Below are 23076 nucleotides of genomic sequence, written 5' to 3' on the forward strand. Positions count from 1 at the left end.
TGACGGTGTAAAAGCAGTTTCTGCGCAAGAGCTGCAAATGATGCCAAGGGGAAGGGTTAAAGGCTGATGGCGACTGATCTTATGAGTGGCGCAGTTCGTGGTTACCCTGCCGATCATGCAGCGGTGCAAGTCCAAGAGTTAGGTAGTCTGGGCATCGATCCTCGCGATGGATCGGCACAGCTTCCACTTTTGACGTTCGACCCTTCCGCTTGGGAGCAGAACTGCGATGCAATGTTTACCTATGTACGGGCCGTTGGTGCAAAAATAGCACCGCACGCCAAAACGCCGATGTCACCAGAACTTGCTCATGATTTGATGAAGCGTGGCGCAATGGCGCTGACGGTGGCAGATATCCGTCAGGCTGCTGTCATGCTGGAAAATGGCTTAAACCAGCTTATCCTTGCCAATCAGATCGGGGGTGTCTCCAGCGGCGCGCGGCTTGGCCGGTTGTTGGCGCAATATCCGTCGGCGCAGATCACCCTTTATGTCGATAGTCTGGCTGCGTTGATGACCGCTGCGGAAGTGGCAGAGGCTGCTGGTCGTCAAATCGATTTCCTAATTGAGGTTGGTGGCGGTCGGGCAGGGGCGAGAACCATTGAAGCCGTATCAGCTATACTGGATGCACTGGTTTCATTTCCCCAGCTTCGCGCGGTCGGAATTGCTGCTTATGAAGGAGCGTCTGCAAGCAGTGATCCGCAAGAGACGCGCCGGGCGATTGCCTCTCTCCATGAACTGGCGTCTGCAGCTTTTGCTCAGTTGCGCGCCTTTAGACCGCATGATCATCTCGTCCTTTCTTCTGGCGGCTCGAGTTTCTTCGATCTGGTTGTCGAAGATCTTGGGCCTCTCGTCAAAGCTGATGGAAACGCCGATCTGGTTTTGCGTTCCGGCGCGATCTTCTTTTGCGACCATGGTGTTTATGCACGACGGCTAGTTGATCTCGACCGGCGCAATGGCTTTGCTGCTGCGGGAATGGGGTTGGCGAGCGACGCTTTTAGACCGGCACTTCTTGTTTACGCCGAAGTTCTTTCCCTGCCTGAGCCCGGGCTTGCGATCTGCGGCATGGGAATGAGGGATGTTTCTTTCGATCAAGGGCTTCCTGTTCCAGTGTCATGCTATCGTAACGGAAAAGCCGTGCACTTGCCCGAATGGCCTGTGGTAACAAAGCTGAACGATCAACACGCCTTTCTGGAACTCCCGGTAGCGACCGCTCTTTCGGTTGGCGACATCCTCGGTTTCGGGATTTCGCATCCTTGTACAGCGCTTGATCGATGGTCGTGGATATTTGTCACTAATTCTGATGGCAAGGTTGCAAAAGCCTTGCCGACATACTTCGGGTAGGCCGATGTCTTCTTTGAACTTTCGTCCCTTATGGCGCTACGAGGATACTTTCATTGAAGGTATTTTTGTAACCCTGAAGCTTGCGCTTATGGCGGGAGCGGTAGGGCTTGTACTTGGCCTTGTGTTCGCGCTTTTGATGGGACGGGGCAATCGGTATCTTGGTTTTCTGATCCGCGCCTATATTGAAGTGATCCGCAATACGCCACCCGTTTTGCAGATATTCATTATCTTTTTCGTCATGCCGCAGGTGGGGTTGCGGTTACCGCCATTCGAGGCGGCTGTGGTTGCGTTGACGCTTTATTTTGCGGCTTTTGTGGCGGAGATCATAAGGTCGGGTTTGAATTCGATCCCCAAGGCACAAATTGAGGCTGGCCATTGTCTTGGGCTGACAGGTATACAGGTGTTCAATCACGTCGTGCTCTTGCCGGCCTTGCGCAATATCTATCCCTCACTCACCAGCCAGTTCATTCTGCTGTTGTTGGGAACATCGATTGCCTCGTTCATTTCGACAGAGGAATTGTTCCACACCGCAGCTTTCGTTGAAAGCCGCACCTTCCGCAGTTTTGAAGTCTATGCCCTCATCTCGGGCATCTATGTGATGATGGTCCTGGCATTTCGGCTTTTCTTCCTTGCTCTCGGAAAGCTCGCTTTCCGTTGGCCTGTAGCACGATAGGAGAGAACGATGCGTCCTTTGGGAATGATTGATGTAATCTCCTTTGCGACTGCTTTCCAGTACACTGTTTTGCTGGTGCTGCTTGCTTTGGTGATTGGTGGGCCACTAGCGTTGCTCTTTGCAATGATGCGAGTGTCTCAGATTGCTCCACTGCGCTGGTTCTCGGCATTGATCCTTCAGTTGATGCAAGGTGTGCCACTGCTGGCTTTGCTTATGTTTGTTTATTTCGGCTTGCCGGTTTTCCTCGGCATTCGACTACCGCCGCTTCTGGCCGTGACAGCGGCTTTCACGATTTATACGGCGGTTTTTCTGGGCGAGATATGGCGTGGCGGAATCGAAGCAGTCAAAAAAACCCAATGGGAGGCTGCGGCTTGTCTGGGGCTCAGCAGATGGCAGCAATTTATCCATATTATTGCGCCTCAGGCTCTTAAGATAGCACTTCCTGCCAGCGTCGGGTTTCTTGTTCAGCTCATCAAGGGAACCTCCCTTGCCGCCGTTGTCGGCTTCATCGAATTAACACGTGCAGGTCAACTATCAGCAGCAGCGACACTGCAACCGCTGCCCGTTTATATCAGTATAGCTGCGATTTATTTCGCTATCTGTTCCCCGCTGACGTTTTTGTCGCGCAAATTGGAGACACGTCTGCATGGCGCTCGTTGAGATCAAGAACCTGCGGAAATCCTTTGGTACTCTGGAAGTTCTCAAGGATGTGACGCTCATCGTCGAAAAAGGCGACATCGTCGCACTTATCGGTCGCTCCGGCTCCGGCAAGTCCACTTTGTTGCGCTGTATTAACGGATTGGAGGAAACGCAAGGCGGCTCGATTACGGTCGCTGGACAAGCCATCAGCGCACGAATGGCAGGCCTGAAAGAATATCGCCAGCGGGTTGGAATAGTCTTCCAGCAGTTCAACCTGTTCCCGCATATGAACGTATTAAAGAATATAACGCTGGCGCCGATCCTGACACGCAAAATTGCCAAGTCCGACGCGCGTGCTCTGGCGGAGGCCTGCTTGACCAAGGTCGGGTTGCTGGAAAAAATCGAAGCGTGGCCCGAGCAGCTTTCAGGTGGGCAGCAGCAGCGTGTCGCTATTGCCCGTTGTCTAGCGATGGCGCCGGAACTGATGCTGTTTGACGAGGTGACCTCCGCGCTTGACCCTGAACTTGTCGGTGAAGTGCTCAAGGTCATGGAGGATATGGCGCATCAGGGCATGACAATGGTTCTGGTCACCCATGAAATGACCTTTGCCCGCAATGTCGCAAACAAGGTGGTTTTCATGCACGAAGGTCGGATCTGGGAGGAAGGTCATCCCGACGATCTGTTCGTTAATCCGCAAACACCTGAACTTCAGGCTTTTATACGGCGATCATAAAATTAACCCAACCAATAAAAAGGGAGAAATCAAATGGGATTGAAAGCATTTTTTGCATCTCTGAGCATAGCGGCAACTTTGCTTGCTCCGGTGACGGCATATGCAGATAAATTGCAGGATATTCTTAACAGCGGTAAGGTTCGAGTGGGTATCTTGCTCGACGTGCCACCATGGGGCATGAACGATGCAGAAGGGAAGCCGACAGGTCTGGACGTGGAAGTGGCGCAGCTCTTGGCACAGGAACTCTCTGTGGATCTCGAGATCGTGCAGGTAACCGGAACAAACAGAATTCCCAACCTGTTGTCAGATCAAACTGATATCATCATTGCCGCCATGGGAGCGACCTCTGAACGTGCCCAACAGGTCATGTTCTCGCAGCCTTATACGGCGGTGCAACTGGGTGTCTTCGGCTCTTCTGATATCGGAGCTTCGGAAGACATTTCGGTTCTGGACGGTCATACGATTGCTGTCGCGCGTGGTACTACACTGGATCTGTGGTTGACCGACAATGTTCCCTCCGGAACCAAACTGGCACGCTTTGACGATGTGCCGGGGGCAATGGCGGCCTATCTTGCAGGACAGGCCGATATGTTGGCTGAAAATAGCGCTATCATTAGCAATCTGCGCCGGGACCGTCCTGACACCAAGATCGAGCCGGTCTTTGAGATCCGTCAGTCACCGGCGCATATCGGTGTCGCGATGGGCGAACACAATCTTCTGCAATGGGTAAACACCTTTATTTTCACCAATGTGATCAATGGAAAGTTGCCCGCCCTGCAGGAAAAGTGGTTCGGGACCAAACGCGAACAGTTGCCAGCTCTGTAACCATAAGCCGGGCGTCCAGACAGGCGTACGCCCGGCCTACTCTTCTCTCCCTCGTCAGGAGAATAACGCCGCGATGCCGCGCGCATTGTAAATGTCCTCACAACGCCCAAGGAAAATATCATGACTATCGTGCGCCACGGAATTGGCACGGGTAAAGGCTCAGGCCAGCGTTCGCTTCCATTTGCTAAAGCCACTGAAGCAGATGGATGGCTCTATGTTTCGGGGCAGACACCGATGCGTGATGGCGAGATTGTTGGTCATGGCATCGTTGAACAATCACGCATCGCCATCGAAAATATGCTTCAGATCGTGCGCGACGCAGGTTACGGCGCAGAAGATATTATGCGCATTGGTGTCTGGCTCGATGATCCACGCGATTTCTGGAGCTTCAATGGTGTTTTTGAAACATTTTTTGGAGAGAACCCGCCCGCTCGTGCTTGCGTGCAGTCCAGTATGGTGGTGGATTGTAAGGTCGAAGTGGACTGCATTGCTTATAAACGCAAATAATTGCGCTCTTAAAAACTTTTCCCTTTTGGAGGCCGTTCCAAAATGGGCTTGCCCCAATTTGGTCGAGAGCTCGCTGCACTAGGCTGTGTCCCCATAAGCGTGGTTCCTCTTCGTAATGGTGTGTGATTCACTTTCGTTGAAAGGAGATTGCCATGCGCCGTCACGAATTGATCGACGCGCAGACAACTACCTTGCGGCGCTCAAGCTCGCTGCGACAAGAATATGGATCGCATCAATTAATGAGTCTGCTTCCTAGTTGCTGAGAGTCCACTCTCGCTACAAGCTGCTCTTCCTTTCTGTCGCCAACGATTTGCGCGGCACCCAGTCACACGAGCGCATGTTTCGCGGAAAAACATGCTTTCGACAACGAAAGCGGAGTTTTCACATCAACTGACATGAGGGCGCTATCGTGGTTCCCGCCACGTGTTCTAATCTCAAAATTCGTGGATCAGTCCTTCGTATACTTTGTTAATCTCCCTCACGTCCCGTCGATATTCGTCGATGATCCATTCGCAAATATCATGAATTATCCATTCATTCGGTTTGATCGAAGCCACCAGATCACAGCGCCTGCCTGTCGAAACGACAACCGGATGCGATGGAACGAGCGAGCCTTTGGCGAGCAACGTAGACACCACGCTTAGCCAGCCAATAGCGTTGCCTTGCCCCATAAGTGCCGCCTGCACAACGACATTGTAATCCGAAAACTGAAGTTCCCGAGCTATCTCTTTCAGCGCATCGACGGAATATAAATCAGCCCACCTGAACTGCGACCCACTAAGGGTGATCACCTGGTTCAAACCCGGCTGAGACTGTATCGAATTGCAGTCGAAAGCAGGAGATCGTACAGGTAAAAGAAGCTCTGGCATGAGCGGATAAACTCGATACCGGTCATCCACTTTCGGATCAAACCGCATCGCAATATCAGCATCGTTTACCGGACAATCAAGCCGCCCAATGATCAATTGCCACTCGATGTCGACATCTGGAAACAGTGCCTGAAATGTGTTCATGCGCGGCATAAACCAATGCGTAGCAAAGGCCCCCGAGACTGATATTCGCAACGTTCGTCGCTTCGTTTTCGCATTTTGCGTTAGTCCAGCCAAAACACGTTCAATATTTGAAAAACTCTTCGAGACTTCTTCGAAAAGATCGCCCCCATGTTCCGTTAGTTCAGCTCCCGTTGGCGTTCGCTTGAAAAGCTGCATTCCCAAATGAAGCTCCAGCCGCCCGATTGTCCGACTGACCGCGGGACTTGTTACCCCCAGTTCGCGGGCTGCGTTTGCAAATGTTCCGCACCTGACCGCCGCTTCGAAAGCGACGAGTGCGTTAAGCGAGGGAAGGAGCCGCCGAATTTGTGACATTACAAAATGTAACCCCATAGGTGATTATTATTGGAATTGATGGATGGGTCCTCAGTATTCCAGAGTAGCTGGACAAGCTTTTGCTCGAAACAGGAGAGAAAATTTTCATGGCCTTCGAAAACTTCAAAGTTTTGACTTTTGATATCGTCGGAACCTGTATCGACTTCGAGAAGGGTATTCTGGATGGGTTCCGTGCTGCAGGCGGAGAGGCCGCCAAGACACTGACTGACGATCAGATTTTCCAGCCCTATCTGCAAGCAAGGGTTAAATTTCCAGGTCGTGCCAGTGAGGTCATGCGCGATGTTTACCTGTACGCAGCAAAGGGACTTGGGCTGCCGGACGACAGCGCCGCGGGTGACAAATTTCATAGCCACTTCTTTGACTTCCCCGCATTCGAGGATTCTGCTGAAGCACTCAGACGATTGCGCAGGCATTTCAGATTGGTTGCCATGACCAATTACGATCGCGTTGGTTTCAGCGCTAATTCGAATAAACTCGGCAACCCGTTTCACGACAGCGTCACAGCTGACGATGCCCAGTATCCGAAACCAGATCCACGCTTCTTTTCCTACAATCTTGGACGCCAATCGGCATTTGGTTTCGTGCAAGATGAAATCCTGCATGTTGCCCAGAGCCAATACCACGATATTGGCGTCGCTAGAGAGCTCGGGTACAAAGTCTGCTGGATCGAGCGCCGAAAGGGCCTCAAGGGTTTCGGCGGAACGCCTGTTCCCAAAGAAGTCACGACGCCGGACTTCCATTTTTCGACCTTGCGAGAACTCGCCGATGCTGTCGAAAACGAGAGAAAATAACTTGTAATCAAGCTCAGGTATTTTCCCGATGCCAAAACTCAACCTACCCCGATCTTTGTGGCGTGAGAGTGCAACGCCACCTCTGAACTGCGCGACATTGGAGGACGACATTGATGCCGATGTGGTCATCATCGGTGGTGGGTATACCGGCTTATCGGCCGCCATAAGAGCAATTGAACTTGGTTTGAAACCTGTTGTTCTCGAAGCAGAAGAAGTCGGCTTCGGTGCCTCTGGAAGAAATGGCGGCGTTGTATCGACGAAGTATCGCGTATCGCTAAGTGCCATGGCGCAAACTCACGGCAGGCAAGTCGCTCAACGCATGAACGAGCTTGGTCACGCAGCGATGGATTGTGTTGAAAGCTATGTCGAGCGGTTTCAGATCCGAGACGCGAATCTGACGAAAACCGGGAACATTCGCTGTGCGCATAACGAGACCGCATTTGCAGCGCTCGTGGAGGAAGCGAAGACGATCAAGGAGGTATTCGGCGATACGAGCATCGCAGTGCTTGGGGCTGATGAGATTGCGGCAGAGACCGGAAGTACGCGCTTCTTCGGAGGTGTTTTGAATTCCCATGCTGGCACCATTCATCCGCTCAGTTACTGCCGGGGTTTGGCCAATGCCGTGCTTTTGGCTGGAGACCTCATTTACGAGAATAGCCCCGTCCTTCGCATCTTGACAGAAGGCTCGGAAAAACTCGTTCGTACAAAATCCGGATCGATCAGGTGCAAACAGATTTTGTTCGCAACGAACGCCTATTCCGACATCACGCCTGCCACCAGTAAAGTACGTAAGACCATCATACCGTTCAGGAGTGCGATCATCTCGACAGAAGCCCTGCCCAGTTCTGTTTTTGATGAAATTCTTTGCAACAATCGAAGCTACAGCGAGACGCGAAGAATGATGCGTTGGTTCCGACGTAGCGGAGACTGTTTGCTTTTTGGTGGCAGGGGCGCTTACGGCAAGAACGACTCCGCGTCCGCCTATGCGACCCTTGAAAGAGCAATGTTTGATATCTTCCCGCAGTTGATAGGCTACAGGATAGCCCATCGCTGGTCGGGCCTTGTTGCCATGACGATAGACAGTCTTCCACAAATCGGGTTGATCGATAATAATATTGGGTTTTCGCTCGGCTACAATGGAACAGGAATCGCGATGTCGAGCCTTCTCGGACGCTATGCGGTTGACCTTTTGCAAGGCGAAAAGCCTGATCTGGCGCTGATCCAGCGCCAGAAACCAGAAGATATTCCATTTTTTGCGATGAGAGCGCCAGCCGTCCGTACTGTAGCAGCATGGTATCAGCTGTTGGATAAATTCGGACGCTGAATACGCTCCCAAAATCCTCAAAGCGAGCTGCATATTCTTATTGCATCCAACATCGCGGAGTGAATGTTTCGACTGGCAAGAGCATCTCCTATCCGGTGAAGCTCAAATCCCGGTCTTTCGCGGATAGGCTGTGGTCTGGCCTCGACCATAGCCTGTAGATCGGTCACACCGTCGTTTGAAGAATTGGATCGAAGCGCTTCAAAAACGTCATTGGACGGAACACTCCCCTGCTCCACAACAACATGATCGACCACCACTGTTTCTTTTTCTCGGGTAATATCGTTCACAAGCGTTGCGATCAGGCGGTTATCCTGGCGGTGGACTGAAGTTAAATGCGTTTCAGTTTTGGGATACAAGCCGAATTTCAAAAAGAGCTTTTTCCAGCGTACCCGTTCGGCATAAGTCAATTCTTCACAGATTTGGGCATCTATCGTGACGAATTGGACCTTAGCTCCAAAACCAACGGCCTTCTCGGCCGCTAACGGAGCTGGATGTCGTCCGGTACCATCAACGACGAGAACTTCACCCGATAGCTTGAATTGACCAGCTAGGATATCCCATGTCGAAACGCATAGATCACCGCCATGCAGAAGATCAATTTGCGGCATGCCGCCAGTTGCGAGCAATACAACATCAGGATTAAGTGCGAGGATTTCATCTTCTTCAAGATAGGCATTCGTTTGAAGCGACACACCGAGACGATTGAGTTCAGCTACCCGCCACTCAACAATGCCGATGAGGTCACTGCGCCAAGATCCCTTCGCGCCGAGAAGTAGCTGACCGCCGAAATCGGATGCCGCTTCAAATAACGAAACCTCATGACCCCGTTCCGCACATATTCTGGCAGCCTCAAGACCTGCAGGCCCTCCACCGACCACGACGACCTTACGTTTGCCACTTTCGGTTTTCGTAAATACCTGCGGCAGAACTGTCTCTCTCCCGGTTGCTGGATTATGCAGGCACGCCGGACGATGCGGCGACTGACAATGTGTAGCACCTACGCATGGCCGAATTTCGCTTTCTCGTCCCGAAGCTATTTTACTTGCAAGGTATGGATCAGCGATCTGCGCTCTGGTCATGCCCGCCATATCCATTTTTCCTTCGCGGATAGCGTATCGGGCGGAAGCAGCATCGGAAATACGTGCGGCATGGAATACTGGAATATTTAGCTCCTGGCGGAAGCGTCCGATCGGCTCGACCCAGGGTGCAAGCGGCGATCCCATTCCGGGCATAGCGTCTTCCGCGAGGCCACGGGTCGTGTCCATCATGCCATAAATCGCATTGAAGAAATCGATCCCGCCACTATCGCTAAGTGCTTGCGCAACCTTTAGAGATTCTTCGAAATCCATGCCGCCATCGGGCCCTTCATCCACTGCCATGCGGATACCCACGACGAAATCATCACCGACAGCCTTTCTAATCGCCTCATGCACCATTAGTGGAAAACGCATTCGGTTTTCGAGCGATCCGCCAAATCGATCAGTTCTGCGGTTGGAAATCGGTGATAGGAATTGCCCAATCATGTGACCACCAGAATGCGTTTCGATGCCGTCTAATCCTCCCTCCTTGCATCGTAGCGCCGCAGCGGCAAACGCCTTCACAACACGATCAATATCATGGTCATCCATCTCTCTGGGTATGCTACGATGAAGCGTCTCGCGGAGGGGTGACGGTGCAATCATCGCCAGCCTATCGCCACCATAACTTTCGCCGCGTCGACCCAGATGGGTTATCTGACACATGAGTGCCGCGCCGTGGCGGTGCATACGATCGGCAAACTGCTGAAAATGTGGAATAATTTCGTCCGTCCCAACATTTAGTTGCCGAAAGACATTCGGAGAATCAATATCAATATTTGAGGACCCACCGAACATCGACAGGGCTATTCCCCCCTTGGCCTTCTCTTCATGATACCGTTGATAGGCTTCAAGCGGCAGCCCATTGACCTCCAGTCCACACGCGTGACTGGTGCTCATGATGCGATTGCGAAGTTCAAGATGCTTGATTTGCAACGGCTGCAGCAGTGGGTCCTTTTTGACACCGTTGGAGGCTTGCTGGTACATCGCTCTTTCCTTTAGAATATAGAAACCCGTTCACACCTGGCGCTCGGCCTGGCATGTTCCTGATGCTACTGATGATTTTCGTGTCGTTATTCGGCTAGAATATCTGACTTAAGAACTGCTGGGTCCGAGGATCCTTGGCTGAGGTAAAGAACTCTTTGGGTGCAGCGTGTTCGACGATTACACCTCGGTCCGTGAAGTAGATGTGATCAGCCACCTCACGTGCAAAGCCCATTTCATGGGTAACCAGAATGCAGGTCATTCCGTCCGACGCGAGTTCCTTTATCGTCGCCAATACTTCCTTGACGGTCTCAGGATCGAGCGCTGCTGTGACTTCATCGAAAAGCATAACATCCGGACGCATGGCCAGACTTCGTGCGATTGCGACGCGCTGCTGCTGGCCACCTGACAACTGACCCGGGTACTGGTTTTCCTTGCCGGTAAGCTTAACTTTTGCGATCAGAGCGCGGGCTCTTTCCTCAACTTCCCGTTTTGGCTCACGCAGTACTTTGATGGGTGCCATCATGACGTTCTGCAAAACCGTCTTATGCGGAAACAGATTGTACTGCTGAAAGACTATTCCGACCTTTCGCCGCAATGCAAGCTTGTCGAGCTTGGGATCATTCACCTCTAGCCCGTCGACGATTATCGAGCCCTTCTGCACCGGGCTTAGACCATTGATGCAACGAATGAGAGTCGACTTGCCCGAACCTGATGGGCCGATGATGCAGATCACCTCGCCCTTGCGAACATCAAGACTGATCCCTTTAATAACTTCCAGATCACCGTACGCCTTGTGCACATCCTTTAGAGAAACCAGAGGGCGCGCGTCGATATTGTCTTTAGGCAGCATATCTTTTCTCCAGTTTTCTTGTCAGAAGCGCGATTGGATAGATGTACGCAAAGAAAAGACAGAGAAGGAACAGATAGAACGGAAAGAGAAATTCCGGTCGTCCGCCCGACGCTTCCATTGCAGCCTGTGCATTGGCAACAGACTCTCTGACGCTGAAAATCGATGCCATCGGAGTGGAAAGCGTAAGTAGCGCATACCAGTTCATCCATGGTGGTATCGAACGCCGGAGGCTCTGTGGCAATATGACGTTCCAAAGTGTCTGAACACGGGTAAAGCCAAGACTTTCGGCCGATTCCCACTGCCCCGACGGAATGGAACGAACCGATCCACGGACGATCTCGCTTATGTTGCCCATGACGGGCAGTGCAAAAGCGACCGTTGCTTTCATCCAGCCAGGGAACGGTATCACAACCCCACCCGGAAGACGAAAATTCTCTGGCATCATATACATGGCGATGAAGAGAATAACGAGCCAAGGCGAGTTTCTCAGCAGATGCGTCACCAGACGCGCGATGCCTCTTACCGGCCAAAACAAACTGATCTGCATGAGACCAAGTGAAACTCCCAGAACCGTCGCCAACGCCATCGCTAAAAAACTCATATAGAGGTTCAACACAAAGCCACGCAGGATAAATGGAATCCACCCGAAAAGTGTCTCGACTGCAGTCGGCGTTCCGGCATTCATTGTTTGCGCATAAGCAACACACAATGACCCGAAGAACAGTGCAATGAGAACTAATCCGTGTCGTAACGACAGAGCGGTAGAGAATGCCGCTATGCCATAGCGCGAAGGAACGATTGTAAAAGCGCGCTTATTCATGTCCATACCCCGGTAGTGCCAAACGGCGTTCAAGGGCGTGGAGGCTCCAAGCGAGAATACTCACAACTGCGACATAGAACACGAACAGCACGAGGATCATCTCAGGCACGTTGATGTTATCCGACCAAACCTGATTGAGGATATAGGTCATCTCTGGAACGGCGATAACATAAGCAAGCGAGGTTGTTTTGGCCAAACTCACCAGGTTATTCGTCAAGGCTGGTAGGCTAATGCGAAACGCCAGTGGAAGTGTCACATACATATAGATTTGCCAGTTCGAAAAGCTGAGGCTTTCAGCGGCTTCTTTTGTCGTTTCAGGCACGGCTTCCAGACCGGCCCGGAATATCTCGACATTGAACGCCCCGCCAAAAATACCAAGTGAGATTACAGCCCAACCAAAAGAAGAGATGATGGGCTCGTAATACCCCCCCATGTCCACGGCCGGCGTGAACGCGCCCAGGCCGAAGTAGAAGAACAAAAGTTGGATCATCGGAGGGGTATTTCGAAATGCCTGGATATATGCGTCGACCGCCACGCGAATTATCGCAATTTTTGACGTTTGCGCCCAAGCTCCCAACACGCCGATGACCAGCGACAGCAAGATAGAGAACGCCATCAGCCGCAGTGAAATCAACGCCCCTTCGAGAAAGCGGCTAAACTCGTACTCGTCGTAGAAGACGATAAAGTTCAAGCCCGCGGTCTCGTTCAGATTGAGGAAGAAACTTGATATATGTTCGATCATCATAACTCCGAGCTACCACTGATCAGAAAGCACCGGCCTCACTCTTTCGGCTCAAGGTAGGCGGTGTCCCAATGGAGCTTCTTATTCTGCTCGGTGAACCAGTTAGACGGTGCTACGTTCCATTTCTTGGCGAGTTCAATCAGCGTACCATCAGCTTGCCAGCGGTAGGCCATACCGGCCATGAATGCGCCCCAGCCCTTATCGCGCTCTTCAAGTGGGACGGCAGCAGCCCACGGGTTATTATAAAGGACCGCAACTGGCATCTCGTAATCTTGCCACTCCGGTGTCTCGAGGTCAGCCATTATGCTGACGTCATCATAGACCCAGGCAATGCAACGTCCAGCACGCAGAGCTTCTTTACCTTCAGAGTTTCCTGTAAATGCAATCAGCTTTGCTTTCAGTTGGCGCTCAACTTGTTGATTATAGTAGTTACCCTGCTTTCCGCATACCGGCTTTCCGGCAATGTCGTCCCAGCTTTTGATAACGCCCTTCTTAGCTAGCAAGGTCGGTCCCGAAGCCCAGTAAGCGGGTTCAATGATACCGATCACCTTACGACGTTCCGCAGTATCATACATACCGCCAACAATAAGATCGATCCGGTTCTGTTGGAGGAACTGCATGCGGTTCGCAGATGTAATAATGACAGGCTCTAGTTTGACACCCAGCGCATCTGAGACGCTCTTGGCGAGATCAACTTCAATGCCTTGAAGATTGCCATCTGCCGCGGGGAAAGACCAAGGCTTGAAGGCCCCTTGCAAACCAACACGGAGAGTACCCCGCTCCAAGATTTCCTTCAGTCGCTCGCCATCAGCACGGGCTTGGCTGGCAAAAAGCGAAATCGCCATTGCAAGCGTGGAAACTGCTACCAAAGCAAGATTTTTCTGTCTGCGCATATCCATTTCAGTTCACTCCTCTTTTTTTGTTTCGTTAGGACCTTGCAAGCTCTCCCGAACGATAGATTTCCCGTTGGTGCTCAAGAAAGCTGTCTACTTCCTGCTCGATCTGCCCTGGCTCCCATCCAAGCAGATCGGCGATTTCATTGGCTGCATGAGTGGCGGTGGCTCGGTCTATATGCCGCCCCCAACCTATGCCGCTACGGGTATAGAATATACCTTTCAGATCCTGGGCGTGTTCCCGCGAGACATAATGCCGAAACGACGGGGCGCCTTTGCCAGCCCCCAACGTCGTATTCGTCTGTTGCATTTCGCTCCCTTGCCGATCACGTCGCATTGGGATGTTTGCATCTACCGTTGCCAGCAGCTCCCTACCTGCACTCATATGGCTCATGACTGGTCCGGCGGTCATCGCGAAAATTCCTGAATGGCCTTTGTCCTTCAAATCATGGATTTGGCGAACTCTGTCGCCATCAGGGTTTTTGGCATTGAAGGTCAACGGTCGCACGCCAGCCCAAGTGAACTCGACATTCCGTTTTGTCAGTTTGAGCACAGGGAGAAGAAAATTGATTTCGCCGAGTAGGAACTCAATATCGGTATCATCGGTCCTAACGTTACTGGCATCACCGTCGAAAGAGGTTTCGGTCGGGCCAATATGATACAGGTCATCCTTGAACGGCAGACAATAAATAGGCATTCCCAATCGGTTAAGCGCCGCAATCCCGTGGCCACGATAATAATCTGGAAGTCGAACGACTATATGCGCGCCTTTTGTCCCATGAATCAGACGATCATCTCGCTTCCTGAAAACGGACTGTAGAACATCATCTATCCAAGTCCCGGCAAGATTGAGAATGACCGGTGCGAACGCACTGCTCATTCCACGATCTGAAGAGCTGAGATCGACCTGCCACAACCCTTCAGAGTTTTTCTCTCTGATGCTCGCACTGGTGAACAAACGGATATCGGCACCGAGCTTTTCAGCTTCGATGGCCGCATCGACGCAAAGCCTGTCGGGCCAGTCTATGATGTATTCGCGGTACGTCGCTATGGACTTTAGTTGGTTCCGATCTCGCAGGTCCTTTGCCAGAGGCACGGAATTATCAAAGTTGTGCTTGTGCCGTTGGTACTCCAGCGGCAGTCGACCCGATCCAAGACGGTTCAAGAGCGAAAGCCCAATATCCAGGTGCCATCCACGCAGATCATCCGCTTGGTATAAAGGAAAGCACATTTTGAAAGGCTTGCATCGCATTGGCTGGAGACGCACCAGCTCTTCCCGGGCGTTCATAGCGGCACGCGCCATCGCAATCGCGTTCTTCAACTTCAAAGGCGACGATGCGAACGTACGGACCGGATGCCTCGTCTCAAAATATCTAAGACCGCAGTGCAATATCCTGGATGATCTGCCCGATGCGCCGTTTGCGAAATCACCTTTTTCAACAAGAAGGGTTTTATATCCAGCGGCGCAGAGTTCGCGGACAGCGCTGGTACCGTTGATACCACCGCCGATGACGATCACATCGTAACTTTCGTTCCGCGCAGCCTCCATACTCATTTCCCTTTCCTCGGCGTTGGGCGAGTACAGCAGCTAATTCGGAATGCTCAAAATAAAAAAAATGGCCTCCATTATGCATTAAATGCATAATGGATTAGGAGCAGGAAATTTAGGCAACTTACCTATTCTTATCAGTTAAAAATGCGGTAACTTCGCCAACGCCGCGTCGCGTTCGCTGAACAAAAGATCCAGAAGCGCCTCCGACACGCGACTTTGCGGACGGGAATAAGGGCGAAGAAGCGCCACGTTGAACGGTATTTTAGGCAGGAACGGCACCAGTTTCACGCGATCATCAAGTTGATGAATGGCTGTATAAGGGTCTATAAGCGCGATCCCCAGACCAATTTTGGCAAATTCATATGCCGCAGCGGAAATCGTTGTTTCATAAGCTGGGTCCAGTTTTTCACCCGCCGCGCGGAATGCCTGCGCGACGACCGGACCAGCTGGGGTAAATGAGGCAAATGATACGAAGGGTACATTTCGAAGATCCGGCGGCTCAATTTTGTGGCGGCTCGCGAGAGGGTGGTCGCGCGGCACAGCAGCAATATAAGGGGCGTCGCTGAAAACTTCCGTTTGAAAGCCAGATCTGCGGAACGGGAGCTCAGCAAGACCAAAATCCAGTTGTTGTGACGCAGCCCATTCTTCGATCTTGGCAGAAAGTCGTATATTCAGCTGCACACGTGTTTGGGGCCAGCTTTCTTTAAACTTCTTTAGCGCCTGAGGCATGAAACTTATCCCAAGAGCGGGCATAGCAGCCGCAGTAACGCGACTGGTCTCACCTTCGGCAACAGTTGCCGCAAAGTTTCGCAAAGAATCGAGAGATGTATACGCTCGATCGATTTCATCCAGAAGAAGGTGGGCAACCGATGTCGGTGTGATCAACCCTTTTCTGCGCTCAAAAAGAGTAACGCCCAATTCGGTTTCAAGCTTATTCAAAAGCCGACTGACGGCGGGTTGGCTTCGCCCTATGAGTTCAGCAGCGGCACTCACCGTTCCTGTTAGCATTACTGCCCGGAAGGCTGAGAAGTAGATGAGGTTCATCCCTACTTCCCAGTTCTGTTTCCCTGGCTTTTTCATCAAATATCATCCCAGTGCGTCAGTTGTGGCACACACTCGCCTACAACAGTGCCGAGGGCAAATGAAAATAGCGGACAATAGTGATGTTAGATTGCAATTCACCCAACAGTATGAAGTAACGGCGTTTATTGGATAACAGCCCAAAGATGGTCCTTCACGACAGTCTCATTCAGCTCGACACCAAACCCAATTCGTTCTGAGATCGGAAGGTGTCCATTCTGGACTTTTTCCTCAAAGGGTGCGGTCGCTACTTCAATATAGCCGGGGATGTCAGCCCAATATGGGAAATGTTCTTGAATATAAAAGTTGGGCAAACACGCGCCCATATGGGTCGCGATGGTAGCTGCGACAGAACTTCCACAGACATGCGGCTGCACCTTCAAACCGTATGCGTCAGCCATCGCTGAAATTTTATGGACCTCGGCGAAACCACCAGCATTGCCTATATCCGGCTGCAATATGCTGATCACGCGCCTCTCCAGAAGGTCGCGAAAACCTTGTCTGAGATAGTGCCGCTCCCCCGTCGCAATCGGAATATCAATCGACGAACCGACTTGAGACAAAGCACCGAGGTCGCCCGGATCGGTGATTTCCTCAACAAACTCGATATCGTATTCTTTGATACGCTCACAAAACCGCATGGTGTCTGCGGTAGAAATGCCGCCACCGAAATCGAGCATGAGTCTGATATCCGGCCCAATCGCTTGCCGCACGCCACGCACGAGTTCGATCCCAGCTGTGACCGCATCGAGATTGTCAGAATATCGTCCAGCTGGATGCCGCAATGTTCCATTTGGCTGAATCTGTGCCAGCGGATACATCTTCAGAGCATAATGGCCGTCATCAACTGCGTCAGCAGCCTTTTTGATCAGGTCCGATGTGGATTTCGCTCCGAAGTACCACCCATTCGCATAGTAGTTTAATTCATCACGAATTTTACCGCCGAAGAGATCATATACCGGCACATTCAATGCTCTGGCACGAATATCCCACAAGGCCTGCTCGATGGCACTTAAGCCTGCGCAAGCAATTCCGCCGGGATTCTTTAACCAAAAAGCCTGGTCATATATATCCGAAATGATCCGATTGATGGACAGCGGATCAGCTCCGAGCAAGAACCGTTCGCTCAGATCTTTAATCATACCAGCTGCGGCAGTACCCCCGCTTCCATAGGAAATAGCGGCCTCACCCAATCCTGATATACCTTCATCCGTCTGAATTTTCACGAGAACGGGCTTCAGACCCTGTCCGCGCACATAGTAAACGTTGACGGCCACAATTTTCATTTTCCATACCCACTGTGCAGAAGAAACAATTACACCGCCGCGACACCCACCTGAAGCAGTTTCAATCTCAAATCCTCAAGCGTTCCTTTATACTCCCAAGTCTGAACGGTGTTGTGAGGGCACTCAATAAAAATATAATCTTCGGTAACCGACAAAATTCTGGAGACCTTGATAAGTTTCTTTACAAATACACCTACGTCAAGATCATCGACGACTGCTTTCCGAGCCTCATCGTATCCATGATATACTTTCGAAGCTCGAATTTCTGCAGTTATGTATGCCATATCTTCATGTTCCCTGGGTTTTGTTGCAGTCGATGAATGATCCATCCTTATACGAAGGGAGCACCGGAAACCGAAATCGAAAGTAAGCTGATCGGTATGCCGATTTTGCATACCTAAAGGTTGGCGGAAAGCCGTTGATGGGGTGCAGTTAAATAAAGCAATATCTCAACTGGAATTGTCATTTAACACGGTTCCGTTGAAAAAATTCGCTTGGTACGGATGGTGGCTTACCGTTGGGCGCAATTCGGCGCGACCGTCCGCCAGCAGACCCTCGCGATTGTAAGTATAGCCGAACGTGGCGAAGCTGAACAAGGTCCTCGAGCCTATGGAGAAGCCCTGCCCTCAGCACCTTCTTCTTCCAGTTGCGGAAGGGATCGAAGACAGTAACAGCCGTCACGATTCGCAACCTTGTATAATTTATCCTTCGCTTCAGCGCTGGCGCCATACAAAGCACCGTAACAAAAAGCGCACTCTGACCACCAGAGTTTCTCTTCAAGTCTGTTCGAAAAGCATTGTCCCGTTCAAAAAATGCTCTGGCGTCCATTGAGCGAGATTGGAAACCCTAAGCCGGTTCTCCACGTGGGGAGAAGACGCAACCCTAAGAAAAGCATGCTGCCGGACATATTAGCACGTTTCGTCTGGCACGCGGCCTACATCAACGTGCGCCTCGACTAAACCCATCACAGCAGCCCTTCCTGCGCTGCCTGATAAACTGTCCGCACCTCCGGTTGAAAACCCAGCTTGCGTGCAAGCGCACCATCCATATGAAGAAACCAAGGATCGGTTAGCGGCTCGGCGGAGTCTTCCATGGCACCGTCGACCAGGCGGACCAATTCACATACGGTGGTCGGCGCTTCATCGGAAATGTTGACAATTTGACCATCAAACCTCCCCTCCAGGGCCAAACGCATAGCGGTTGCGACATCGCGATGGTGAACCGTGCTCATTCGGTGAGCAGGATGGAAGCCGAACGGCTTGACGTATCTGGGAAGAGCCTGCAGATGTCCGTCGCCATCCCCATAGACGAACGGAAGCCGCACAATCGACCAGTTGAGTTCGCTTTCCCTTAACAGCTTCTCGGCCGCTATCTTGCTCGCGGGATACGCTTGCTCTGGATGAACTTCGTCGTCCTCGCGACTGGGATGCGTGCAATTCCTGTCGTAAACATTTCCCGTGCTGGCCATGATGAAGCGGGCCTGAGGGGCGTGTTGGCTAGCAGCGCCAATCAGATTACGCGTTCCTTCCAGATTGCTCTTCCAGATCAGATCCGTGTCATGCGTGCGGAACACGGCAGCGAGGTGAATGACAGCAGAAACCTCTCGAAGAGCCGTAGCCAATGATGCGAGATCGAAAAGATCGCCCTCTACACCGTCCACACTCGCAGGCACTGGCTTACCAGCGCGAACCAATGCCCGACACGATTGCCCTGTCTCAGCAAGACGCTTCAGCAGACGCGCGCCTACGAGGCCGGTCGCGCCAGTAATCAGAATTGTCATGCGATGTTCCCTTTCTTCAAAAGCCTGTCCAGCTGTTCAGTAGCTTGACTAAGGACGCGTAAGGTTGTCGCGAGGTCATCCGCGTCGATACCGTCGAAGGCCTGCGTTACTACAGGACGGAGGTCGGGAAGTTCGCCCCAGAGCTTCGTTCCAGCCGCAGTCATGCGTAGGCACTTCTGCCGTTGATCATCAGCAGCTTGAACCTGGTTGATCAGCCCTTTGCGCTGCAACGTGGCCACCACACCACTCATTGAGGCTCGCTCGATATGCAGGGAGCGAAGCAGGTCGCTCTGTCGAGTCGACCCCTCATTCGCGAGATGATAGAGGACATACCATTGCGTAGAGCCCAAACCATAAGGACGTAGCGTAGCATCCATAACAGCTCGACCGGCGAAGTAGCATCGCTTTGCCCAACCGCCGACAGTGTCGTGTCGGCCCGATTCCATTTGTGTCGACAAGTAAAACTCCATTTGTTCGGCACCTTGCAATATATGATAGGTGCCGAACAAAAATCAATAGGAGTTTGAAACAGGCACACCTATCAACGGCGGACTAAAAACAGGCCAAATTGCGGCGGCGATAATTTTGTGTGTGTTTTAGCGGTGCTTTTTGGCTCGGCTTTGAGCGAGGCGATAGCTGTCGCCGTTCATTTCAAGAATGTTGACGTGGTGGGTGATGCGATCCAGTTGTGTAGCGGTCAACCGCTCGGATCCGAGTGTTTCCGTCCATTCGTCAAATGGCAGATTGCTGGTGATGAGAGTTGCGCCTCGCTCATAGCGTTGCGAGATCAGCTCGAACAGCAATTCCGCTCCAGTCTTTGACAACGGCACGAAGCCCAGTTCGGCAATGATCAGCAACCTATAGGCCGCCATCTGCTTCTGGAACCGCAACAGTCGCCGTTTATCACGCGCTTCCATCATCTCGCTGACCAGGGCAGCTGCCGTGTTGAAACCGACGGATAGGCCCTTTTGGCATGCGGCCAAACCAAGCCCAAGCGCCACATGAGTTTTGCCCGTGCCACTGGGACCAAGCGCGATGACGTTCTCACGCCGTTCGATCCATTCGCAGCGTGCCAGTTCCAGTACCTGGATCTTATTGAGCTTCGGGATGGCTGAGAAGTCAAAGCTGTCGAGACTTTTGACTGTTGGGAACCGTGCTGCCCTGATGCGGCGTTCGACTTTGCGGCGCTCCCGCTCGATCATCTCGCGTTCAGCAAGACGACTGAGATATCCGACATGATCGACCCCTTCGGGGGGCGCATAATCTGGCCAGCTTCTGGTACTCGCGCTGGAAGGTCGGCAGCTTCAAGGTCTTGAGATAATGGGACAGCAGGATCTCTGGTGCTTCAATGTTCATGCCGCTTCTCCTGCATCCGACGACAAGAGGCGCATGTAGGCTTTCGCCGACGTCTTCTCGACCGTTGCTTTGGGTAGGTAAGGATAGATCGACAGATCAAGCCGTGGCGGCCGACGCTCCACCCGACACAGGACAAGATGTTTGACAGCGTCGAAGCCTATTGGCTCCAAGCTGCAGGGCCTGCTTCACCGCTGCATGCAGGTCGGCGAGATCGAAACTTTCCAGCAGGCGCAATATCTGCACATATTCCCGTTTCCCATGCTTTGCCATGCGGCCTTCCATCAACCGACGCAACGTAGCGAACTCTTCGGGCAGAGCCCATCCTTGAAGAGGAGCTGCCTGATCCAGCGCATTGATCTTCTTCTCAATCAGCGGCAGGTAATGTAGCGGATCAAAAACGACATCTTCCCGCCCCCAATTGCGCACATGGCGCGCGATAGTCTCACCGCCGCAGCTGATCACCACCTCATCGACATAGCCCCGTATCCAGACCTGCCTGTGGCCGTAGGCAACCGGTACGGAATAGTCGTTCGTCTTGTAGCGAACCAGAGCTTGAGCCGTTACTGTGCCGCTGGCCTGATCACAGGTGTCGAATGGCGAAGCCGGCAATGGACGCATGGCAGCCAGATCCCGTTGCAGTCGCTCACCGATAGTCTCATTCTCACCGCGCAGCCTGTCTTGTTGACGCTTGCGGCATTGCTCTTCCAGCCAGATGTTGAACGCAGCCCATGTCGCAAACTGCGGAATGGGAACCATGAAGTTCCGCCGTGCATAACCCACAAGGCCCTCAACGTTCCCCTTTTCGTTGCCTTTCCCCGGACGCGCATAACGATCCCGGATTAAGTAATGGGACAGGAAGCCGCTGAACAGCGTCGCGCGCTGACGCGTGCCATCGGGCAATATCTTCGATACCAGGCAACGATCATTGTCATAGACAATTGACTGCGGTACAGCTCCGAAAAAAGCAAAGGCGTGAATGTGGCCATCGACCCAAGCCTCCGCCACGGCCGCCGGATAGGCCCGCACGTAGCCGCTGTCGCTATGTGGTAAATCCAGCACGAAGAAATGCGCCTTCTGTTCAACACCACCAATCTCCACCATCGCCTCACCGAAATCTGCTTGCGCATGGCAGGGCTCATGCGGCAAAGGCACAAACACCTCCTGTCGGCGCTGCTCGCGTTCGCGGATATAGTCCTTGATAATCGTGTAGCCGCCGGTGAAACCGCATTCCGCGCGAAGACGCTCGAACACACGTTTGGCCGTATGGCGCTGTTTGCGCGGAACCTTCACGTCCTCATCAAGCCAGTGATCAATCGTCGCTGTAAAGGCATCAAGCTTCGGACGACGGATCACAGCTTTGCGACGATAACCTGGCGGAACCGAATAGGAAATCATCTTATCAACCGTCGAGCGGGAAAGGTTGAAATGCTTCGCTGCTTGCCGACGGGTCATCCCTTCAGAACAAGCAAGTCGAACCTTCAAATATAAGTCCACGGTGTAAATCCTCTAACCCTCCCGCAATCATCGCAGAAGGATAAATAGGTGGCCGGATTTTACTCCGTCCTCGACAGAAATATTCCGCCGATTTCGTGGACTAATTTTGCACCGCCGTTCTCAGACATCTCCAGTGCTTCGTTTCCATTTATGACCCGGTCGCCAATTTCTTCAACATTCTACGCCATGATATTCCGTCCGATCAGCATCGCGAAATGCGCGCATCTGCCTGGCAGATGCGGAAAGAAAGCGCACGTCTACAAGCCTTATAAGCAAAACCAAACGGCTAAATTTTCAAGCGCTGTCCGTGAAGTTTACGATGCCGATCACATTATTGTCTTACGTCTTCCAACGGCTTGATATGATCAAAAGCTTCGCCAAATCCTTTAAGGGACACGGCAATACTTTTTTTCTGTCCGTCTGCTGTGGTTTCAAAACTGACAGTGAGTTTTTCTGCTTTCTTCAACCCCTCCACCGCCTGGGGGCCAAATTCAAGCGGCACCAGGCAACCTGCAGGCAGACATGTTTTGAACGGCAACGACGATCCGTTGGCATCTGCGCCTGTCAGGCTCAGGGATACACCTTTGCTCACATCGATGCCGAAGGGTAAAATCATCGTTCCGATTGCAGAGGTTCCCGCACGTATTATCTCCAATGCTATTATGCGCTGGCGTGCGTCTGGTTTTCCTTCAATCGAACCAGCCACTTGCTGGATTGCGGCACAGAGTTGGCGTCCGTCCTGAGATTTACAGGCAACCTGCCAATCTCCAAAGCTTTCATTGACGGCTTTTGGCGTATCAGAGGCAGCAAAACCATGCCCAGTCATAACAGCCACGATACCAAAGTTTATCAAAACGGATTTGAATATGGGGTTCATAATAACTCCGAGAAAAAAGTACCGGAGATGATTATCCCCAGCACTTATATATCAGAATAGGGCGTTCT

General features: G+C 52.1%; 21 protein-coding genes and 2 pseudogenes. 8 read left to right on the forward strand and 15 right to left on the reverse strand.

Going from position 1 to position 23076, the window contains the following annotated elements; genetic code table 11:
* Positions 1-66: 66 nt before the first annotated feature.
* From AAIB41_RS18320 to AAIB41_RS18345, 6 genes are all read left to right on the forward strand, one after another.
* Positions 67-1338, forward strand: coding sequence for an alanine racemase (locus AAIB41_RS18320; RefSeq protein ID WP_343315380.1), 1272 nt, complete (start codon positions 67-69; stop codon positions 1336-1338).
* Between the two features lie 4 nt (positions 1339-1342).
* Positions 1343-2011: an amino acid ABC transporter permease gene (locus tag AAIB41_RS18325; RefSeq protein WP_343315381.1), complete on the forward strand. Its 669-nt coding sequence runs from the start codon at positions 1343-1345 to the stop codon at positions 2009-2011.
* A 9-nt stretch (positions 2012-2020) separates the two neighbouring features.
* On the forward strand, positions 2021-2671 hold the full coding sequence (locus AAIB41_RS18330; protein ID WP_343315382.1) for an amino acid ABC transporter permease: 651 nt from the start codon (positions 2021-2023) through the stop codon (positions 2669-2671).
* Entirely contained in the window at positions 2658-3383 is a 726-nt protein-coding gene (locus AAIB41_RS18335; protein ID WP_343315383.1) for an amino acid ABC transporter ATP-binding protein, read from the forward strand. The genes AAIB41_RS18330 and AAIB41_RS18335 overlap by 14 nt, the downstream gene beginning before the upstream one ends.
* 33 nt (positions 3384-3416) lie before the next feature.
* Entirely contained in the window at positions 3417-4208 is a 792-nt protein-coding gene (locus AAIB41_RS18340) for a transporter substrate-binding domain-containing protein (RefSeq protein WP_343315384.1), read from the forward strand.
* 120 nt (positions 4209-4328) lie between these two features.
* Positions 4329-4715 (forward strand): RidA family protein, encoded by a 387-nt coding sequence (locus AAIB41_RS18345; RefSeq protein WP_343315385.1) that lies wholly within the window; start codon positions 4329-4331, stop codon positions 4713-4715.
* Between the two features lie 434 nt (positions 4716-5149).
* Here the strand turns inward: AAIB41_RS18345 and AAIB41_RS18350 are convergent, their stop codons facing one another.
* Positions 5150-6097, reverse strand: coding sequence for a LysR family transcriptional regulator (locus AAIB41_RS18350; RefSeq protein ID WP_343315386.1), 948 nt, complete (start codon positions 6095-6097; stop codon positions 5150-5152).
* Between the two features lie 89 nt (positions 6098-6186).
* Here AAIB41_RS18350 and AAIB41_RS18355 point away from each other — a divergent pair, with 89 nt between their 5' ends.
* Both AAIB41_RS18355 and AAIB41_RS18360 read left to right on the forward strand, forming a co-directional pair.
* On the forward strand, positions 6187-6891 hold the full coding sequence (locus AAIB41_RS18355) for an HAD-IA family hydrolase (protein WP_343315387.1): 705 nt from the start codon (positions 6187-6189) through the stop codon (positions 6889-6891).
* A 28-nt stretch (positions 6892-6919) separates the two neighbouring features.
* On the forward strand, positions 6920-8215 hold the full coding sequence (locus tag AAIB41_RS18360) for an FAD-binding oxidoreductase (protein ID WP_343315388.1): 1296 nt from the start codon (positions 6920-6922) through the stop codon (positions 8213-8215).
* A 17-nt stretch (positions 8216-8232) separates the two neighbouring features.
* On the opposite strand, the gene AAIB41_RS18365 is transcribed toward AAIB41_RS18360, so the two are convergent.
* The 14 genes and pseudogenes from AAIB41_RS18365 to AAIB41_RS18430 form a co-directional block, all read right to left on the reverse strand.
* Positions 8233-10278: an NADH:flavin oxidoreductase gene (locus AAIB41_RS18365; protein WP_343315389.1), complete on the reverse strand. Its 2046-nt coding sequence runs from the start codon at positions 10276-10278 to the stop codon at positions 8233-8235.
* Positions 10279-10372: 94 nt separating this feature from the next.
* Entirely contained in the window at positions 10373-11128 is a 756-nt protein-coding gene (locus AAIB41_RS18370; protein ID WP_343315390.1) for an amino acid ABC transporter ATP-binding protein, read from the reverse strand.
* On the reverse strand, positions 11118-11948 hold the full coding sequence (locus AAIB41_RS18375) for an ABC transporter permease subunit (RefSeq protein ID WP_343315391.1): 831 nt from the start codon (positions 11946-11948) through the stop codon (positions 11118-11120). The genes AAIB41_RS18370 and AAIB41_RS18375 overlap by 11 nt, the downstream gene beginning before the upstream one ends.
* Entirely contained in the window at positions 11941-12690 is a 750-nt protein-coding gene (locus AAIB41_RS18380) for an amino acid ABC transporter permease (RefSeq protein WP_343316129.1), read from the reverse strand. The genes AAIB41_RS18375 and AAIB41_RS18380 overlap by 8 nt, the downstream gene beginning before the upstream one ends.
* Before the next feature lie 38 nt (positions 12691-12728).
* Positions 12729-13589, reverse strand: coding sequence for a transporter substrate-binding domain-containing protein (locus AAIB41_RS18385; protein ID WP_343315392.1), 861 nt, complete (start codon positions 13587-13589; stop codon positions 12729-12731).
* A 28-nt stretch (positions 13590-13617) separates the two neighbouring features.
* The gene (locus AAIB41_RS18390; protein WP_343315393.1) at positions 13618-15138 is read right to left on the reverse strand and encodes an FAD-dependent oxidoreductase; all 1521 of its coding nucleotides are present in this window, start codon (positions 15136-15138) and stop codon (positions 13618-13620) included.
* Between the two features lie 135 nt (positions 15139-15273).
* A complete protein-coding gene (locus AAIB41_RS18395) occupies positions 15274-16215 on the reverse strand; it encodes a LysR family transcriptional regulator (RefSeq protein ID WP_343315394.1) in 942 nt (313 codons plus the stop codon).
* A 125-nt stretch (positions 16216-16340) separates the two neighbouring features.
* Entirely contained in the window at positions 16341-17501 is a 1161-nt protein-coding gene (locus AAIB41_RS18400; protein ID WP_343315395.1) for a mandelate racemase/muconate lactonizing enzyme family protein, read from the reverse strand.
* A 29-nt stretch (positions 17502-17530) separates the two neighbouring features.
* Entirely contained in the window at positions 17531-17785 is a 255-nt protein-coding gene (locus tag AAIB41_RS18405; RefSeq protein WP_343315396.1) for a hypothetical protein, read from the reverse strand.
* Positions 17786-18465: 680 nt separating this feature from the next.
* Complete coding sequence (locus AAIB41_RS18410; protein ID WP_343315397.1) at positions 18466-19281, reverse strand: NAD(P)-dependent oxidoreductase; 816 nt, start codon at positions 19279-19281, stop codon at positions 18466-18468.
* The gene (locus AAIB41_RS18415; RefSeq protein ID WP_343315398.1) at positions 19278-19751 is read right to left on the reverse strand and encodes a MarR family transcriptional regulator; all 474 of its coding nucleotides are present in this window, start codon (positions 19749-19751) and stop codon (positions 19278-19280) included. Before AAIB41_RS18415 ends, AAIB41_RS18410 begins: the two co-directional genes overlap by 4 nt.
* 126 nt (positions 19752-19877) lie before the next feature.
* Positions 19878-20637 (reverse strand): annotated as a pseudogene (gene istB, locus AAIB41_RS18420) (IS21-like element helper ATPase IstB).
* Positions 20634-22089 (reverse strand): annotated as a pseudogene (gene istA / locus AAIB41_RS18425) (IS21 family transposase). The pseudogenes istB and istA overlap by 4 nt, the downstream one beginning before the upstream one ends.
* Before the next feature lie 373 nt (positions 22090-22462).
* Positions 22463-23008, reverse strand: a complete 546-nt coding sequence (locus tag AAIB41_RS18430; RefSeq protein ID WP_343315399.1) for an invasion associated locus B family protein — start codon at positions 23006-23008, stop codon at positions 22463-22465.
* Between the last annotated feature and the right edge of the window lie 68 nt (positions 23009-23076).

The organism is Brucella sp. BE17, assembly GCF_039545455.1.
GTDB lineage: Bacteria > Pseudomonadota > Alphaproteobacteria > Rhizobiales > Rhizobiaceae > Brucella.